The organism is Cupriavidus sp. YAF13, assembly GCF_052113425.1.
Lineage (GTDB): Bacteria > Pseudomonadota > Gammaproteobacteria > Burkholderiales > Burkholderiaceae > Cupriavidus.
This window is the reverse complement of record NZ_JBFRDD010000024.1, coordinates 83509-100189: the sequence shown is the minus strand read 5'-3', so window position 1 is coordinate 100189 and position 16681 is coordinate 83509. Positions and strand designations below refer to the sequence as shown.

15 protein-coding genes are annotated in these 16681 nt (G+C 65.0%); 8 read left to right on the top strand and 7 right to left on the bottom strand.

The features are described 5' to 3' along the window. Positions 1 to 38: 38 nt before the first annotated feature. The 4 genes from AB4061_RS20055 to AB4061_RS20040 all read right to left on the bottom strand — a co-directional run bounded on the left by AB4061_RS20055 (position 39) and on the right by AB4061_RS20040 (position 4181). Complete coding sequence (locus AB4061_RS20055; RefSeq protein ID WP_441636823.1) at positions 39 to 1079, bottom strand: CaiB/BaiF CoA transferase family protein; 1041 nt, start codon at positions 1077 to 1079, stop codon at positions 39 to 41. Next, positions 1076 to 2257 carry an acyl-CoA dehydrogenase family protein gene (locus AB4061_RS20050; protein WP_441636821.1) on the bottom strand — a complete coding sequence of 394 codons (1182 nt, stop codon included), beginning with the start codon at positions 2255 to 2257 and terminating at the stop codon, positions 1076 to 1078. The genes AB4061_RS20055 and AB4061_RS20050 overlap by 4 nt, the downstream gene beginning before the upstream one ends. Before the next feature lie 24 nt (positions 2258 to 2281). Beyond that, positions 2282 to 3286, bottom strand: a complete 1005-nt coding sequence (locus AB4061_RS20045) for a tripartite tricarboxylate transporter substrate binding protein (RefSeq protein ID WP_441636819.1) — start codon at positions 3284 to 3286, stop codon at positions 2282 to 2284. Between the two features lie 61 nt (positions 3287 to 3347). Next, on the bottom strand, positions 3348 to 4181 hold the full coding sequence (locus tag AB4061_RS20040; protein WP_441636818.1) for an IclR family transcriptional regulator: 834 nt from the start codon (positions 4179 to 4181) through the stop codon (positions 3348 to 3350). Positions 4182 to 4311: 130 nt separating this feature from the next. Between AB4061_RS20040 and AB4061_RS20035 the strand changes: the two genes are divergently transcribed. Continuing rightward, positions 4312 to 5553 carry a CaiB/BaiF CoA transferase family protein gene (locus AB4061_RS20035; RefSeq protein WP_441636816.1) on the top strand — a complete coding sequence of 414 codons (1242 nt, stop codon included), beginning with the start codon at positions 4312 to 4314 and terminating at the stop codon, positions 5551 to 5553. A gap of 66 nt (positions 5554 to 5619) precedes the next feature. On the opposite strand, the gene AB4061_RS20030 is transcribed toward AB4061_RS20035, so the two are convergent. Then, positions 5620 to 6720, bottom strand: coding sequence for a CaiB/BaiF CoA transferase family protein (locus AB4061_RS20030; protein WP_441636814.1), 1101 nt, complete (start codon positions 6718 to 6720; stop codon positions 5620 to 5622). Between the two features lie 196 nt (positions 6721 to 6916). Between AB4061_RS20030 and AB4061_RS20025 the strand changes: the two genes are divergently transcribed. The 7 genes from AB4061_RS20025 (at position 6917) to AB4061_RS19995 (ending at position 11798) form a co-directional block, all read left to right on the top strand. Beyond that, positions 6917 to 7132, top strand: coding sequence for a hypothetical protein (locus tag AB4061_RS20025; RefSeq protein WP_441636868.1), 216 nt, complete (start codon positions 6917 to 6919; stop codon positions 7130 to 7132). A 136-nt stretch (positions 7133 to 7268) separates the two neighbouring features. Then, a complete protein-coding gene (locus AB4061_RS20020; protein WP_441636812.1) occupies positions 7269 to 8099 on the top strand; it encodes an SDR family NAD(P)-dependent oxidoreductase in 831 nt (276 codons plus the stop codon). 100 nt (positions 8100 to 8199) lie between these two features. After that, entirely contained in the window at positions 8200 to 8394 is a 195-nt protein-coding gene (locus AB4061_RS20015) for a hypothetical protein (RefSeq protein WP_441636810.1), read from the top strand. Positions 8395 to 8491: 97 nt separating this feature from the next. Continuing rightward, positions 8492 to 9628 carry an acyl-CoA dehydrogenase family protein gene (locus AB4061_RS20010; protein ID WP_441636808.1) on the top strand — a complete coding sequence of 379 codons (1137 nt, stop codon included), beginning with the start codon at positions 8492 to 8494 and terminating at the stop codon, positions 9626 to 9628. Positions 9629 to 9704: 76 nt separating this feature from the next. Further along, a complete protein-coding gene (locus tag AB4061_RS20005; RefSeq protein ID WP_441636806.1) occupies positions 9705 to 10889 on the top strand; it encodes a lipid-transfer protein in 1185 nt (394 codons plus the stop codon). Between the two features lie 35 nt (positions 10890 to 10924). After that, positions 10925 to 11365: a MaoC family dehydratase N-terminal domain-containing protein gene (locus AB4061_RS20000; RefSeq protein WP_441636804.1), complete on the top strand. Its 441-nt coding sequence runs from the start codon at positions 10925 to 10927 to the stop codon at positions 11363 to 11365. Between the two features lie 16 nt (positions 11366 to 11381). Beyond that, entirely contained in the window at positions 11382 to 11798 is a 417-nt protein-coding gene (locus AB4061_RS19995) for a MaoC family dehydratase (protein ID WP_441636802.1), read from the top strand. 314 nt (positions 11799 to 12112) lie between these two features. Here the strand turns inward: AB4061_RS19995 and AB4061_RS19990 are convergent, their stop codons facing one another. Together AB4061_RS19990 and AB4061_RS19985 are read right to left on the bottom strand one after the other, a co-directional pair. Continuing rightward, entirely contained in the window at positions 12113 to 13111 is a 999-nt protein-coding gene (locus AB4061_RS19990) for a Bug family tripartite tricarboxylate transporter substrate binding protein (protein WP_441636800.1), read from the bottom strand. A gap of 419 nt (positions 13112 to 13530) precedes the next feature. Next, positions 13531 to 16599, bottom strand: a complete 3069-nt coding sequence (locus AB4061_RS19985; RefSeq protein WP_441636798.1) for a LuxR C-terminal-related transcriptional regulator — start codon at positions 16597 to 16599, stop codon at positions 13531 to 13533. Positions 16600 to 16681: the final 82 nt, after the last annotated feature.

Here is a 16681-nt window from a genome sequence, read left to right as displayed (position 1 = left end):
GGAACGGCCGCCAGCCCACGGACTACCCCGGGGCGCGCTCAGCACCAGCAGAACCGTGGCGCAATTTGAGGGCGTGCCCCAGCCGTCTCCGCGAGTCGACCATCACGACGCGCCTGATGGATGGGGTGAGATAAGGCTTCAGTCAGATCTAGGACCGGCGTCACGCAAGTATCGGTGCCATCGAATATGCGCTCCCAATGCTCGCGCGGAGCCATCTTGAACCGCGTGGAGAAGCGGTGCTCCAACTCGGCCCAGTTGCGACGCTCGCTTCGCGACGGCAGCTCCGCCAACGCGAAGCCCAGCCCTGCAACGAATGCGTCATAGAAGCGTTGCTCGATGGCGCCCACAGCCATGAACTTACCGTCGGCGGTCTCATACGTCCGATACCATGGCACACCGCCATCAATGACATTGCTACCGCGTTCTGGCTGCCATGCACCCTGTGCCAGCCGGCCGAAGACAGCGCTCAGCGTATGCAGGCTGCCGTCGACCATCGCGGCGTCAATGACGCAACCCTGCAATTTGCGCGACTCATCCCAGCCCGCCGCGAGTATCCCCACCACCAGGTAGAGCGCACCCCCGGCTAGGTCGCCCAGTACATTGAGCGGCGGGACCGGACGGCCCCCGGCTTCGCCGATTGCTGCCAGCGCGCCCGTCATGCCAATGTAGTTGATGTCATGCCCGGCCACATGGGCCCATGGTCCCGTTTGTCCCCAGCCGGTGAGCCGACCGTAAATCAAGCGGTGATTGCGCCGGTGGCACGCTTCCGGTCCAAGGCCCAGGCGTTCCATCACCCCCGGACGGAAACCCTCGATGAGCACGTCGGCCGATGCCACAAGATCCAGTGCATCGCACCTTCCCGCCTCCGTTTTCAGATTCAATTGCACGGAATCGCGGTCCCAGGTCGCAATGTCACCTGCTGCCGCAACCGGAACCCCGAGGTCGCGCGGGGTTGGCGGCGCGATCCGAAGCACCTCGGCGCCATGCTGCGCCAGCAGCAGCGCGGCGAACGGCACCGCTCCGACGGTCGCGAACTCCACCACGCGCATGCCGGCGAGCGGCCGGTAGGCCGCGCTCATTTCCCGGACTCCGCGATATCGAGCGCATCGGCGCGCGCCGCCATGGTGCGCCGGGCGATATTGAGCTGGTGGATTTGCGTGGTGCCCTCATACAGGCGGAACACGCGCACATCCCGATAAAAGCGCTCGGCCACGGTGCGCGCCATGTAGCCGCTGCCGCCAAAGACTTGTACAGCCCTATCGGCCACGCGTCCCGCCATTTCGGAGGCAAACATCTTGCACATCGACGCTTCCATGGTCACGTCGCCGCCGTTGTCGCGCCTGCGCGCTGTCTCCAGCACCAGGGCACGCGCCGCATGCAATTCTGTATTGCTGTCGGCAATCATCTGCTGCACCAACTGATAGTCGGCGATGGGGTGGCCGAATTGCTCGCGAGCGCCGGCATAGCGGACCATCTCGTCGACGAGCCGGATCGCCGGGCCAATGCACAGACCAGCCAGGTTGATACGCTGCTTGTTGAGCGCCTTCATCGCTGTCTTGAAGCCCTGGTTAGGCATCTCGCCCACAATGGCCGAGGCCGGAACACGGCAGTCCTTGAGGTAGACGTCGCCCACCGGCGAACCGTGCTGGCCCATCTTGCGCTCGGCCGGCCCGGTACTCAGCCCCGGTGTACCGCGCTCGATCAGGAAAGCGCTGATGCCGTGCGCACCTGGCTTGCCGGGATCCGTTCTGGCGAACACCGTGAACAGGTCGGCCAGGGGCGCATTGGTGATGAAGCACTTCGACCCGTTGAGGACGTAGTGGTCCCCCTCCCGGATGGCTTCCGTGCGCAACGAGGTCGCGTCGGAGCCGGATTCCGTCTCGGTCAGGGCAAAGCAACCCGTCATCTCACCCGAGGCCAGCCGCGGCAAGTACCGTGCCTTCTGGGCCGCGGTGCCGTCGGATACCAGAGACTCGGATGCAATGCCGGTATTGCCGCCAAAACGCGCACGGAACACGGTCGCTGCCTGGGACACTTCGATATTGACGAGCGTCAGTTCCTCGGCAGTGAGTCCGGCGCCGCCATAAGCTTGCGGAATGCTGTGGCCGAACAGGCCCAGCACGCGCATTTCCCGCACCACGGCCTCGGGGATCGTGTCGCTCTGGTCAATCCCGGCCTCCAGTGGCATACAAGTTTCAAGCACAAAACGGCGAATATCCGCCAACAAGGCGTGCAGGCCCGACGGGTCTGTGATCATGGGATGTGAACCTCTGGTGAGAAGTTATTGCGCGGTGATGCCGGATGCCTTGAGGACCTTGGCCCATTTGCGCGACTCGGCGCCAACGTATTGGTCGAACGCGGATGCTGTCTGTGGAGACACGTCCATGCCAAGCTCCGCAAGGTGGCCAGCGGCATCGGGAGAGGCGACGCCCTGTGCCACTGCAGCGGCCAGCTTCCGTACGACGGCCTCCGGTGTCTTGCGCGGTGCTACAAGTCCAAACCATGCGCCGGCCTCGTAACCTGGCAAGCCCGCCGCATCCGCCACCGTGGGCACATCGGGCAGCCCCGGATAGCGCTTGGACGAAGTCACGGCGAGCGCTCGCAGCTTGCCGGCCTTAACGTGGGACTGGGCGATTGCAACCGTAATTGCCATCATCGAGACGCGCCCACCCAGCAAGTCGTTCAACGCTTCGGGTTGCCCCTTATAGGGGACATGGGTGATTTGAACACCAGCGCTCTGCGCCAGCAGCGCGGTTGCCAGGTGATTGGAGGTGCCGATGCCAGCGCTGGCGTACGTCAGCGTATCGGGGTGCGCCCGGGCCTCGTCGAGCAGGCTCTTCAGCGTCATCAGCCGGGAAGATGCCGGCACGGCGATGACGTTGGGAATCATGCCGAACCCGCCGATCGCCCGAAAGTCGCGTTCCGCGCTCCACGTGATGCTGGCATTCAGCAACGGCCCCACCGCGTGGCTTGGACTAACGGCGAGCAATGTGTAGCCGTCCGGCGCCGCCTTGGCCACAGCGTCCGTCCCGATCGCGCCCCCCGCGCCCGCCTTGTTCTCGACAATGACGGCCTGGCCCAGTGAGCTCGCCATTTTCTGCGCGACGATCCGCGCTACCGAATCGACCACGCCGCCGGCCGAGAACGGCACGATGATCCGAATCGGCCGATCCGGATAACGCGCCGCGTCCTCCGCCGCCCCGGCTGCCATCGGCAAGATGCCTGCCAGCATTGCGCAGGCGAGCAGGCCGCGTTTCAGGCGGGCAGGATAATTCGTTCCATTCATTGTCGTCTCCGTCAGGAAGATTTCTGCGGCCTCTGCGTGCCGTTTATCAGGTGGTGGCGCCCTACCGCATCAAGCCAAGCTCGATCTGCCGCACGGCCTCTAGCAATTTCGGAGCGACATCTCGCTCCAGAAATCCGTCTTTGTCCCGTAGTGCCGCTACCGTGCAGTTCAGTGCAAACGGCTCCTGCTGCGCGTTCTGCCGGACCGGCGCGGCGATCGCATGGATCTCCGGCCGCCACTCGCCGCGGCTGATGCAAAAGCCGCGCGCTGTGAAATGCTGCTGGTCCCGCGTCCACATCGGCTTCTCCAGCTTGAACCGTTCGGGATCGTCCACGCGCAGGCGGTTCAGTATCGCAGTACGTTCCTCCGCGCTGCTGCCCAACAGCAGCGCGCGCCCGATTGAGCTGGACAGTATCGGGCGTGTACTGCCGATATCCGGCTGATACACGTTGGCGGGGTCCAGCCGGCAACTGTCGACATACACCACAGCAAGCCGGTCGCGCATGCCGAGATTCACCGTGCAGCCGGTTTCGCGGGCGATGGCCTCCATATGCGGCCTGGCTACCTGCCGGACGGCCAGCCCAGCGAGCATCGGATACGCCAGCGCCAGTACCCCCGCGCCCAAGCGATACTTCTGCGTGTTAGGGACCCGGCTCAGAAAGCCCAGCAAACACAGCGTGTAGGTCAATCGCGAGACCGTGGCTTTCGGCAGTCCGGTGCTGACCACAATGTCCTGGTTGCCCAGGATTGGCCGGACTGGCGTGAATGCCCGCAGGACCTCCACGCCGCGTGCCAGGTTGGTCGCGAACTGTCGGTCGCTGGAGAGTTCCTCTGTGCAAGCGAGGCCGGAAATCAGAGTCTGTTCCATGGCGAGTGTGCTCTTGATGGGTTCCATCGTGGTATCCGTCGGGTAGCCAAGTCAATGATGGATCAAAACGGTTTCGCTGTGCGGAACCATCCTTGCATGCCCATTCCACTTGGTCCACGCTGGTCCTGCCCGACTTCAAGAGACCCGGTAACCCAACATGAAACACACTGACTCCACCGCCGCCCGGCAGATCCCGCAGGCCTCGCAGGCAGGCCCGCTAAGCGGCGTGCGCATCCTTGACATGGCCACCGTCGTGGCGGGTCCTTTCGCCGCCACCCTGTGCGGCGACATGGGCGCTGAGGTGGTCAAGCTGGAACTGCCGGACGGAAGCGACCCGCTGCGCGGGCTGGCCCCGGTCAAAGGCGACCTTTCTCTCTACTGGAAAGTGACCAACCGCGGGAAAAAGGGCATCTCGCTCGACGTCAGAACCCCGCAAGGCCGGGAACTCTTCCTGCGCCTGCTGCCGCAGTTTGACGTACTGGTCGAGAACTTCCGCACGGGGACGCTGGACCGATGGGGACTGGATATCGGCACCTTGCACGCAGCCAACCCGCGCCTGACAGTGATGCGCCTGACCGGCTTCGGGCAAACCGGCCCCTACGCATCCCAGCCGGGATTCGCGCGGATCTTCGAAGCGATGAGCGGCTTTACCAACCTGTGCGGCGAACAGAGCGGCAGCCCGATGCACATGAACTACCCGGTCGGCGACATGGTGGCCGGACTATTTGGCGCATTCTCCATTGCGACGGCGATCGCCGACAAGCGCAGAGCCCCGGACGCGCCGGGCCGGGAGATCGATCTCTCCGCCACCGAGGCGCTGCTGCGCGTCTTGGAGCCGCTTGCAGTGGAATACGAGCAACTGGGACAAGTGCGCGAGCGCGCGGGCAACCGTGCCACCTATACTGCTCCCTCGAATATGTACCGCACCGCCGACAACGTGTGGGTGTCACTGGTTGCCTCATCGGATGCCACGTTCCGGCGTCTCGTCGATGCGATGGGGCATCCGGAACTGGCGGAATCGGCCGCGTACAGGAGCAATCCCGACCGAATCCGGAATATCGAGCCGCTGGACAGGATGATTGCCGCGTGGTTTGCCGCGCAATCCTATGAAGACGTAGCAACGGCACTGCGAGCCCGGGAAGTACCGTTCAGCAAGGTCTTCAGCATCGCCGATGTAGTCAACGATCCCCATCTGCGTGCCCGTGATGCGATCGTCCGCATGGAGGACCGCGACCTGGGCACGATACCCGCGCCTTGCGTGGTGCCCCGATTCTCCGGGTACGCGCCTCGGCCGCCTCGCAGCGGCCCCGCTACCGGTGAAAACAACGAGGCGATCTACGGCGGGCTGGGCATCACGAGTGCGCAACTGGAAACGCTGAAAGCGGCCAGAATCATCTGATGCGCCATGCCGGGCGCCTTCCTGCAAGCACGAGAGCGCAAACCACAACGGCTTTCCGAGAACGCCCTACGCGCGCCACACCGTCCCCGGTTCAGCGCTGTTCAACGCCGACAAGATCTCCTCACTCTGCTCCCCCCGTTGCGGAATCGGCCCCGGCGTACGTACCTGGCCATCGAAACGCGGCGCCGGCGATGACTGCAGCAAGCCTTCCCGCTCGAAGTAGATGCCACGCGCCACATTGTGCGGATGTTGCGCAGCCTCCTGCGGACTCAGGACCGGGCCGAAGCAAACATCCGTGTTCTCCATCAGCGCACACCATGCATCGCGCGTCTTGCTGCCGAACACCTCGGTGAAGTGCTGGTGCAGTTCCGGCCAGCGCTTGCGGTCCCATTGCTGGTCAAAGCGCGGATCGTCCTTGAGCCCAAGCTTTTCCAGCAACAACGCATAGAACTGCGGCTCCAGCGAGCCCAGCGTGACAAAGCCACCGTCCGCGCAGCGGTAGGTGCCGTAGAAGTGCGAGCCGTCGTGAACGTTCTCCCCGCGCGCGCCGGTCACCAACCCCTTGGCGCGGGTAGCGAGCAGTAGTTGCAGCATATGCGCCGAGCCGTCGACGATCGAGGCGTCCACCACCGTACCCTGGTCCGTCTCGCGGGCCTTCAGGATGCCCGACAGCAAGCCGACGGCGAGGTAGAGCGCGCCGCCGCCCACGTCGCCAATCACTGTGATGGCCGACGACGGCGGCTCTTTCGGCGTGCCGTTGTAATAGAGCGCGCCCGACAGCGAAATGTAGTTGTTGTCATGGCCGGCGGCTTGGGCCATCGGCCCGGTCTGGCCCCAACCCGTCATGCGCCCGTAGACCAGCTTCGGGTTGCGCGCCAGGCACACGTCCGGCCCCAGGCCGAGGCGTTCCATCACGCCGGGGCGCATGCCTTCGATCAGCGCATCAGCCCCTTCGATCAGGCGCAGCACCGCTTCCCGGCCTTCGGGTGTCTTGAGGTTTGCCACCACCGAGCGTTTGCCGCGATTGAGCAAGCTGGGGCTACCGCGGCCGCCCGCTTCCTCGCGCTCGACGGCAATCACGTCGGCACCCAAGTCAGCCAGGTGCATGGCGCAAAACGGCCCGGGACCAATCCCGCATATCTCCACAATCCTGATACCTGACAACATCGCGTCTCCTCTTTGGTGATTCGTTCAGGCAGGTCATCCGCCACCCGGCCACGACACACAGGCTAATACGGTGCGGCGCTCCCGACCCCACCCGCGGCGAGGAGGGTCAGGGGGGAAGAGCACCAAGCCACCCGAGACACGCCCCGGAGATGCCGCCCCCGGCCCAAGTGCGCCCTTCTACCTCGAAGCCTTGGAAATGGATGTGCACATCGTCGCCGAGCGGGACTATGAAATCGAGGCAGTGCATGTCCGGCCCGGCGAGCGCATTGCGGCCAAAGACCTGCTGATCGAACTGAAGGGACCCGCGCTGAGCGCTGGGGTGAGTGCACGGGGATCCGCTTTCTGCGACGCAAAAATCACCCTCCCCCCCATTTCGAGGAGGGTTGCGAAGCGGGACAGGCCGGTACGCTGAGATCTGTCCGTGCTGCACGCCGGCAGGCCGTGATGGCAACAGCGTGCAAGGCGGCCGGATGGTTCTGGATGACCAAAGAGACGCCGCCGGCCCCTCCGACACACTATCCACCAAATTGGAACTGGAGACTAGTTCAATGAAAAAACTCAATGGCAAGGTTGCCCTGGTAACGGGTTCGGGTCGCGGCATCGGCCGCAGCGTGGCACTGAAGCTCGCCGCCGACGGCGCGCGCGTCGTGGTCAATGACCTGGACGCAGAACCGGCGCATGCCGTGGTCGAAGAGATCCGCAAGCTCGGCGGCGAGGCCGTGGCCTGCGTCGGCAGCGTCACCGCGTCCGACTTCGCCGAACGCTTCGTCAGGACCGCCGTGGAGAACTACATGGGTATCGACATCATCGTCAACAATGCCGGCTACACCTGGGACAACGTGGTGCAGAAGATGAGCGACGAGCAGTGGTACGCCATCATGGACTGCCACCTGACCGCGCCGTTCCGCATCTTGCGCGCCGCTTACCCGGTGATCAGCGCGGCCGCCAAGGCCGAGGCGGCCGACGGCCGCGAAGTGTTCCGCAAGATCGTCAACATCTCCTCGGGCGCTGCCGGCGGCAATCCCGGCCAGATCAACTATTCGTCGGCCAAGGCCGGCATCCTGGGCATGACCAAGACCATCGCAAAGGAGTGGGGCCGCCTGAAGGTCAACGTCAATGCCGTAGCGTTCGGCCTGATCGAGACGCGCCTGACTGAAGCGCTGGCCGGCAGCGAGAGCAAGACCGTGAGTATCGAAGGCCGCGAGATCAAGGTCGGCGTGCAGAAGGCCATGCTCGACGGCGCCGCCACGCGCATTCCGCTGGGCCGTGCGGGCACGCCCGAGGAAGCGGCAGGCGCCGTCTACCTGTTTTGCACCCCCGAGTCCAACTATATCTCCGGCCAGGTGGTGATCTGCGGCGGCGGCAGCGGCGCGATCTGACAGGGTCCGATGCCTTGCCGTGCGTGCGCAGGGTATAGCCAGGGTAGCGCCGCTTGGCCCGCGCGGCCAGCTGCCGGCCCGGGCATGAGGAGATTACGACATGAAAGAGAAGCCCAATGCCGAAGGAGCGCATCTGTCTGAGCGGCCCGATCCAATGTCGGCCGGCAAGCCTCCGCATGGCCAGCCGCATACGCTGCCCATCGGCGGAGTAGCCGCAAAGTTCGCCCAGGAAAGCCATGCCAACCCAGCCGAGCAGGCGCTGTACGACGGCATTGCCGTGCGGGGCTACAACTAACCCGCCGGATCATTGAAACGGGGGCTTGACCGGCACCGGTCCATCCGGTCTCGCGGCGGCCCCAACAACCCATTCCCATTCTTGCCAGGAGTCATACGTGGAAGTCCTCCGCAATGTCTATCGTGAAGATCATGAGCAGTTCCGCACCACCGTGCGCCGCTTCCTGGAGCGCGAGTGCGTGCCGCGCCAGGAGCAGTGGCTCGCGGATGGCGTCGTCGACCGCGAGACCTGGCTGAAAGCCGGCCGCGAAGGCCTGCTGTGCACCGCGCTGCCGACCGAGTACGGTGGCGGCGGCGGCGACTTCGGCCACGCGGCCATCATCGCCGAGGAAATGGCCTATACCGGTGTCAGCATCTCGTTCGGCCTGCACTCGGACATCGTTGCCCCGTACATTGCACGCCTCGGCACCGAGGAGCAGAAGGAGCGCTGGCTGCCGAAGATCTGCGGCGGCGAAACCATCCTGGCCGTGGCCATCACCGAGCCGGGTGGCGGCTCGGACGTCAAGGCCTGCCGCACCACCGCCGTGCGCGACGGCGACGAGTGGGTCATCAACGGCAGCAAGACCTTCATCAGCAACGGATTCTGCTCGGACATGGTGATGGTGGTCTGCAAGACCGACCCCTCAGCCGGCGCCAAGGGCATCAGCCTGATCATGGTCGAGACCAACCGCGAGGGCTTCCGCCGCGGCCGCAGGCTGCAGAAGGTGGGCATGCACTCGCAGGACACCGCCGAGCTGTTCTTCGACAACGTGCGCGTACCGGCCAGCAACCTACTGGGCGAGGCCAACAAGGGCTTCGCCTACCTGATGCACGACCTGGCCCAGGAGCGCTTCATCGTCGCCGTGAGCGCCGCCGCCAAGGTCGAGCGCCTGCTTGAGCAGACCCTCGAGTACGTCAAGGACCGCAAGGCCTTCGGCCAGACCGTGTGGGACTTCCAAAACACCAAGTTCAAGCTGGCGGACGTCAAGGCCCAGTCGGTGGCGCTGCGCACTATGGTCGACTACTACCTCGGCGAACACATGCGCCGCCGCCTGACCGGGGAGGAAGCCGCCATCGCCAAGCTGTATTCCACCGAATCCATGTGGAAGTGCATCGACGACATGGTGCAACTGCATGGCGGCTACGGCTACATGCTCGAATACCCGATCGCACGCGCCTTCGTGGACACTCGGGTCACGCGCGTCTACGGCGGCAGCAACGAAGTCATGCGAGACATCATCACGCGCAAGCTCTGAGCCGTCATCCGGCCACACCGACGTAGTGGGGTCCGCGCCCCACTCGCCTCAATCGAAATCCCCAAGGAGAGAGACTATGAGTAATAAAGCGTACGTTGCCGGCGTGGGCATGGTGCCCTTCAGCAAGCCAGGTACAAGCGCCCCCTATGACGTAATGGCAGGCGATGCGGTCACCATGGCCCTGTCAGACGCTGGCCTCGACTACAAGGATGTGCAGCAGGCCTTCGCCGGCTACGTGTATGGGGACTCCACCTGCGGCCAGAAGGCGCTGTACCGGGTCGGCATGACCGGCATCCCGGTGGTCAACGTCAACAACAACTGCTCGACCGGTTCCTCGGCGCTGTTCCTTGCGCGCCAGCTGGTTGAAAGCGGCGCGGTAGACTGCGCGCTGGCCGTTGGTTTTGAACAGATGAATCCAGGCGCGCTGAAGTCGCCTTGGACGGACCGCGCCGGCGCGATGGAGCGTTTCCAGACGCAGGCCGATGCGCTGCTCGGCCAGATCGAAGTGCCGAACGCGCTTCGCCTGTTCGGTGGCGCCGGCCAGGCTCATATGCGCAAGTACGGCACCAAACTTGAGACCTTCGCCAAGATCCGCGCCAAGGCCAGCCTCCACGCCGCGCGCAATCCGCTGGCGGTGTTCCGCAACGTCGTTACGACCGAGGAAGTGATGGCCGACAAGGTGATGTGGCCCGGCGTGCTGACTCGCCTGATGGCATGCCCGCCGACCTGCGGCGCCGCCGCCGCGCTGATCGTTTCGGAGAAGTTCGCCCGCGCCAGGGGCCTGCGCATCGATGTGCGGATTGCCGGCCAGGCCATGACGACCGACCCCGCCAGCACCTTCGACGCCAACGACATGATCCGCCTGGTCGGCTTCGACATGGCCAGGAAGGCTGCGGGCATCGCCTACGAGCAAGCCGGCATCGGTCCGCAGGACGTCGATGTGGTCGAACTGCACGACTGTTTCGCCCAGAACGAGTTGCTGTCCTACGAAGCGCTCGGCCTGTGCGGCGAGGGTGAAGGCGAGAAGATGGTCAACGACGGCGACAACACCTATGGCGGACGCTACGTGACCAACCCCTCAGGCGGTCTTCTCTCCAAGGGGCATCCGCTCGGCGCCACCGGCCTGGCGCAATGCTTCGAGCTGGTCCATCAGTTGCGCGGCACCGCGGGAGACCGGCAGGTCACTGACGCGCGCGTGGCCCTGCAACACAACCTCGGCCTGGGCGGCGCCTGCGTGGTGACCGTCTACCAGAAGAGCTGATTTCGATATGACCCCATTGAACCGGATACATCGACATGATTGACAAGAAAATCATCGGCATGGCCTTCCCGCCGCTGCACGTTACCGCGGAGGCCGGGCAGTTGCGTTTCTTCGCCAAGGCCATCGGCGAAACCAACCCCATTTACTTCGACGAAGCCGCCGCGCGTGACGCCGGCCACCCCACGCTGCCGCTGCCACCCACGTTCCTGTTTTCGCTGGAACTGGCGCGCCCGGCCAGCAACTGGCGCGAGGAAGCCGGCATCGAGCTGGCGCGCGTACTGCACGGTGAACAGCAGTTCACCTACCACCGCATGGCCTACGCCGGCGACACGCTCACCTTCGAGAGCAAGATCACCGACGTGTATGAGAAGAAAGGCGGCGCCCTTTCATTCCTGGTGCGCGAGAGCCGCGTCACCAACCAGCGCGGCGAACACGTCGCCGACGTACGCAATGTGCTGGTACACCGCAACGGATAATCGGGAGAACTGTACCATGACCACGCCCAGCTTCGACACCCTCCAGGTCGGCGACGTACTGCCTGCACTGGCACTGGCGCCGATCAACCGCACCACGCTGGCACTGTTCGCCGGAGCCTCGAACGACCATAACCCGATGCATATCGACATCGACTTCGCCCGCAAGGGCCGCATGCCGGACGTGTTCGCGCACGGCATGTTGTCGATGGCCTATCTCGGCCGCCTGCTGACTCAGTGGGTCGGCCAGGCCCAGGTGCGCGAGTTCAATGCGCGCTTTGCCGGCATCACCCACCTCGGCCACCAGATCACCTGCACCGGCAAGGTCGTCGAGAAGTTCGAGGCCGGCGGCGAGCGCCGCGTTAAGCTGCACATCGAGACGGCCAACCAATATGGCGAAGTGAAGATTCTCGGCGACGCCGTCGTGGCGCTGTGAGTCAAGGGCTGCGCTTACCGCGTGATTGCACGCTGGCAAGGCGCAACCCACAGTATGAATGTCCGCCCCTACCACCGCTTCGGCATGGTGGCGGGGTCGGGTAGTAGTGATAGTAGCAATGCAGCCCAGCAGGAAAGGCACATTGCCGCGCTACCGGCGCGGCAATCGGGATCGAGAGCCAAAAGGCTTCCCTCATGAGACATTGCCTTGGGAACGCTTGATCAAGATGACCGGAGCAAAGCTGGACTGACGCCCCGGTGCAGTACGAGGCCCGCCATTCACGGCAGGTCCCGTCTACATCCAGTCATGCGCCCCTAGTCCAGCCGAACGTCGGCGGAACGGATCAGCTCGCCCCAGTACACCTGGTCGCGCTGGACCACCTGGGAGAACGCGGCCGGCGTGCTGCCCTTGACCAGGATGCCTGCTTCCAGCATGCGCGTGCGCAGGGCTGGATTCTCCAGCGCCTTGTTGGTGTCAGCCGAGATCCGCTGGACCAGGGACGGCGGCGTGGCCGCCGGCGCGAACATCCCGAACCAGCCGGTTCGGTCCATCCCAGAAAAGCCCGCCTCCTGGAAGGTGGGAACGTCCGGCAGCAAAGGCGAGCGGCCCGCGCCACCTACCGCCAGTGGCCGGAGCTTGCCGGTGCGCACATGCTGGCGGGCAGTGACCGCGGCGACTAGCCCCACGGGCACCTGGCCGCCGAGCAGGTCCGTCATCAATGGCGCCTCACCCTTGTATGGCACATGCATCAGCGCCGCCTTGGCATTGCGCCCAAACACCTCCATTTGCAAATGGCTGCTTGACCCCAGGCCGACGGTGCCATATGGCAAGGGCTTGCCGAGTTTCTGCGCATACTCGGCTAGGCCTTTCATGCTGGTCACCGGCAGGTCGGGATGGACCACCAAGGTCTGGTGGATGGTTGCCAGTTCCGAGACGGCGGCAAGATCGCGTACCGGGTTGTAAGGTGGCTTGCCATATAGCAGCGGCGTCTGCACCACGCTGGTCAGCGCCATCAACAAGGTGTGGCCGTCCGGCTCGGCCTTGGCAACCATGTCCGCGGCGATCATGCCGCCCGCACCCGGACGGTTGTCGACAATCACGGCCTTGCCCCACGTACTTGCCAGTACTTCGGCCAGCCCCCTCGCGAACTGGTCGCCGGTGCCGCCCGCGCTATAGGGCCACACCAACCGCACCACGCGCTTTGGGAAGGCGGAAGGCTGTGCCGCCGCGGTGCCAATGTTCACCCCCGTCAGCGTTGCGGCCGCGGTTCCCTCTGCCAGCAGCCGCAATACGCGGCGTCTTGCCTGTTGCATCCTGTGTCCCTCCGAGCTATGGCGTCTACGATACGAGAACGCTTCTTTCTTTACAGTTGCGCCAGGAGCGCCATCGACCCGGCGCGCCTGGCTGGTATTGCCGCGCGAACCGACTATTCGCACCGCCAAAGGAATAGAAAGGCCCTGGCCCGCAGGCCGGAGCGAAATGCCCGTCGGCGCCGACAGCCGGAGAGCATGGAGATAGTTGGGAGGACGCCGACAGCAAGCCGGGCGCTCCCCAGCGCACCAGTCCCTTCCCTGATCCTGTGGACGCGACGCATGTCCCGTCTTGCCTTGAGCAGCCGGCTGGAGCCGACGTCTTGTACAAACGGGTAGAGCATAGGCCAACGGTGTGCACATCTCCCCCCTCGCGAAGGGTGGGTCACCGCGGCGGCCCGCATGGGATACGACGCGGCCCTTCAGCCAGGCTCCGTGCCATGGACCAACTTGCGCGCGGCAACGATGGCCTCGTACCGGCTCGATACATCGAGCTTGCTGAAAATCATCCTGAGGTTCCACTTGACGGTCTGGACGCTGATGTTCAGCGTGAGCGCGATCCGCTTGTTTGACATGGACTGCTTCAGCAACGCCACGATCTCCTGCTCACGCCAGGTCAGCACGGAGCACTCGGCCGCCGTGGTCGCCGGAGCCAGCGCACCCTTGCCGGTCTGCGTGCCTTCCCGCGTAACGCTGGTCGCCGGCCCGGTCAGCCGGGCAAGGTAGGAGGGCATTGCTTCGTCGTAGCCGCCCCCCAGGCGCTGCAGCATGGCTACCGCCCTCGGGCCTTCATCCCTGATGGTCCGCACCAGTCCCAGCCGGTATCCCGCGGCGAGCGCCGCGCGCAGGCATTCGGTTGCCTCGGGCTCGCGCCCCAGCCCGTCCAGCGACTGGGCTTCCAGTAAATCGACGCTCACCAGGAACGCGCCCCGGCCGTAGCGCGTAGCGGCGCCACGCATCGCGGCAACCGCCTGCAGCGCCTTCTGCGGCTGGTGCCGCGCCAGCGCAAGGCGGGCGCGCGACCGCGCCGCGTGCATGCCGATGTCGGCATCGCGCGGGCAGGTGCCGGCATAGCGCTGCGCAAGGTCGTCAAGCGAAGCTTGCAGGCATTCCGCATGGCGCAGGTCGCCATCGCCGAGCACGATGCGCGACTGCTCGGCCACAAGGTGTGCCGCGCCACGATCAATGCCGAGATTACGCAGGTGCGCCTCTTCCTCGACCAGATAGTCCACTGCCTGGCGCCGCAGGCCATCCGCCAGCAACAGCCTGGCGTGACACAGCGCCGCACGCAGCATGATGTCGGGGGACGAAATGCGCAGCATGTCGAGACGGTTCGCTAGCGCCTCGCTCGCGCCGTCCAGTCGATCCAGCTCATAGAGCGCGTCGGCCAGCACAACCGCGCACACGCAAGCGCTGACCGAGCGGCGGCCATAGTGTGTTTCCGCCTGCTCGAGCGCACTTGCGCTGATCCGCTCGGCTTCGTTCGCCTTGCCTTCCAGCAGGCAACTACTGGCCATGGCGGCGCCGGCGATCAGCGCCAGTTCGGCCGTCGCGAGGCGGGTGGCGCGTGCCGCCGGCCCGTTGTAAAGACGGCGGGCCTGGGCATGGCGTCCTTCCGCGCTCAGGCAGCGGATGGTCAGGGCAACGCGCAGATGCTGCGCCAACGGTGGGGCAAACCGCGCCTCCTCCAGCGAGCGCAAGATGACATGCGCTCGCTCCACGTCATCATGCTGCACGGCGAGCATGGCCTTCAGCAAGCCGATCTGCGACGAATCTTTCGGCGCCGTACCGGCCGATTCAAACGCGGAGATCCACTTCCCGGCCGTGGACGCCCGCCCCGTCATGACACAGGCCCAGGCGGCCATCAGCGACAGGCGGGGATGCCGCGCAATCCGCTCCGGCGGCGCGCGCTCCACCCATCGCAGGAATCCGCTGAGTTGGATGATGCTGCTCAGTGGCGGCGTGGAGCGTTCCATCAGTAGCACCACCGGTTCGAACGCGTCACTCGATAACGCATGATGCATGGCCTCCGCTAGTGCATCATGCTGCGCAAACCATTGCGCCGCGCGGCAGTGCAGACGGCGCACGTCAGCCCCGCCCTGCTCCAGGCGCTTGCTCAGATACTCTGCGAACAGCGGGTGGAACCGGTACCAGTGAGACTGGTCCTTCGTGTCCACGGGCAGCAGGAAGAGATTGCGCGCATCGATTTCCGCAATCATCTCCGCCGCGCGCGCGAATTCCGTGACAAATGCCGCGGCCTCCGGACAGAAACGGCGCAGCACCGAGACACGCAACAGGAAAGCGAACAGATCCGGCGGCAAATCCGCAATCACGTCCTCGGAGAGATAAGCCGCGAGATCGGCGCTCCTGGGTCCCGGCGAGCGCAACCGCGCGCGCCCGCGCGGATTTGCCTTCAGCGCGATCGATGCCAGTTGCAGGCCGATCGCCCAGCCCTCCGTCTGGTCATGAATCCGCTTGGCGGTATCTAGATCGATCCTCGGATCCAGATGGACCTTCAGGAAACAGAGCGCATCCTGGAAATCGAACAACAACTCCGCGCCGCGAATCTCCGTCAGCTCGCCCATGGCGCGCAGCCGCCCGACCAGCAACGGCGACGCGGTGCGGGAAGCCAGCGTCAGGTGCAAGCCGGGCACTGCGGCATCGACCAAGGCCTGAATCAGCGCGATAGTGGCGGGGTCCGTGACATGGTGCACATCATCGATCAGCAGATATAGCTCCGACTGGCAGTGCGCCAGGGCGTTGACTAGGATCCGTGCCACTTCATGCGGCCCGCCATCTAACGCGCCGAGCATCACCAGATCCGCATCGGGCAACAGGCCTGCCTGCTGCAACACTGCATGCAAGGTGGCGCAGAACTGCGGCAGCGAGTTGTCATCGGGAGCGAGCGGCAGCCACACCACGTCCGCACCCGACTTGACGAGCTCCTGGCGCCACTGCGCCAGGAGCATGGTCTTGCCGAATCCAGCACTCCCGGTAATGAGCGCCAGCCTTCGGTACTGCTCCTGCATGAGACGCGCGACGAGGTGATTGCGCGGGATGGTGCGGCTGCTGAGGCGGGGCGGGACCTGCCGAGTGGCAGCGGGGGACGGTGGTGGTTCCATAGATGTCATGTCTCTGGCTTTCTCGTCCGGCGCGCCGGATGGAACTGAAGTCGGGTACGCCGTTCGCGTACGCAAGGCGGAGCGCGGGTGCCCCTCCGCTTCCGAACCGCGCCTGAACGAGTGGGCATTTCGTGCCGCACAGTTAAAATGCACCGTCCGCGCACCGTGGGGAAAGGCCACATGCCGTCCACCATTGACTGGACTTCCCACTTGCGAAAGGCGGGCATATCGCCAATATAGGCGCAGTGGCAACTTCCCGGCCTCCCGATGTTCGATGATGCACACCAGGGAGATAAGCCAGCGATGGCATCCTGCATGGTGCGGCGCAGATCGGCACCCCCCGTTTCGGGGTGGTTCCGCCAGCGGCACCTACGACATAATTTTCCTGCATCCGCGAGGGCCCAAGGGCACCTCAACGCATCGATAACGTTAAGACTCCGGCCGCCTGCCT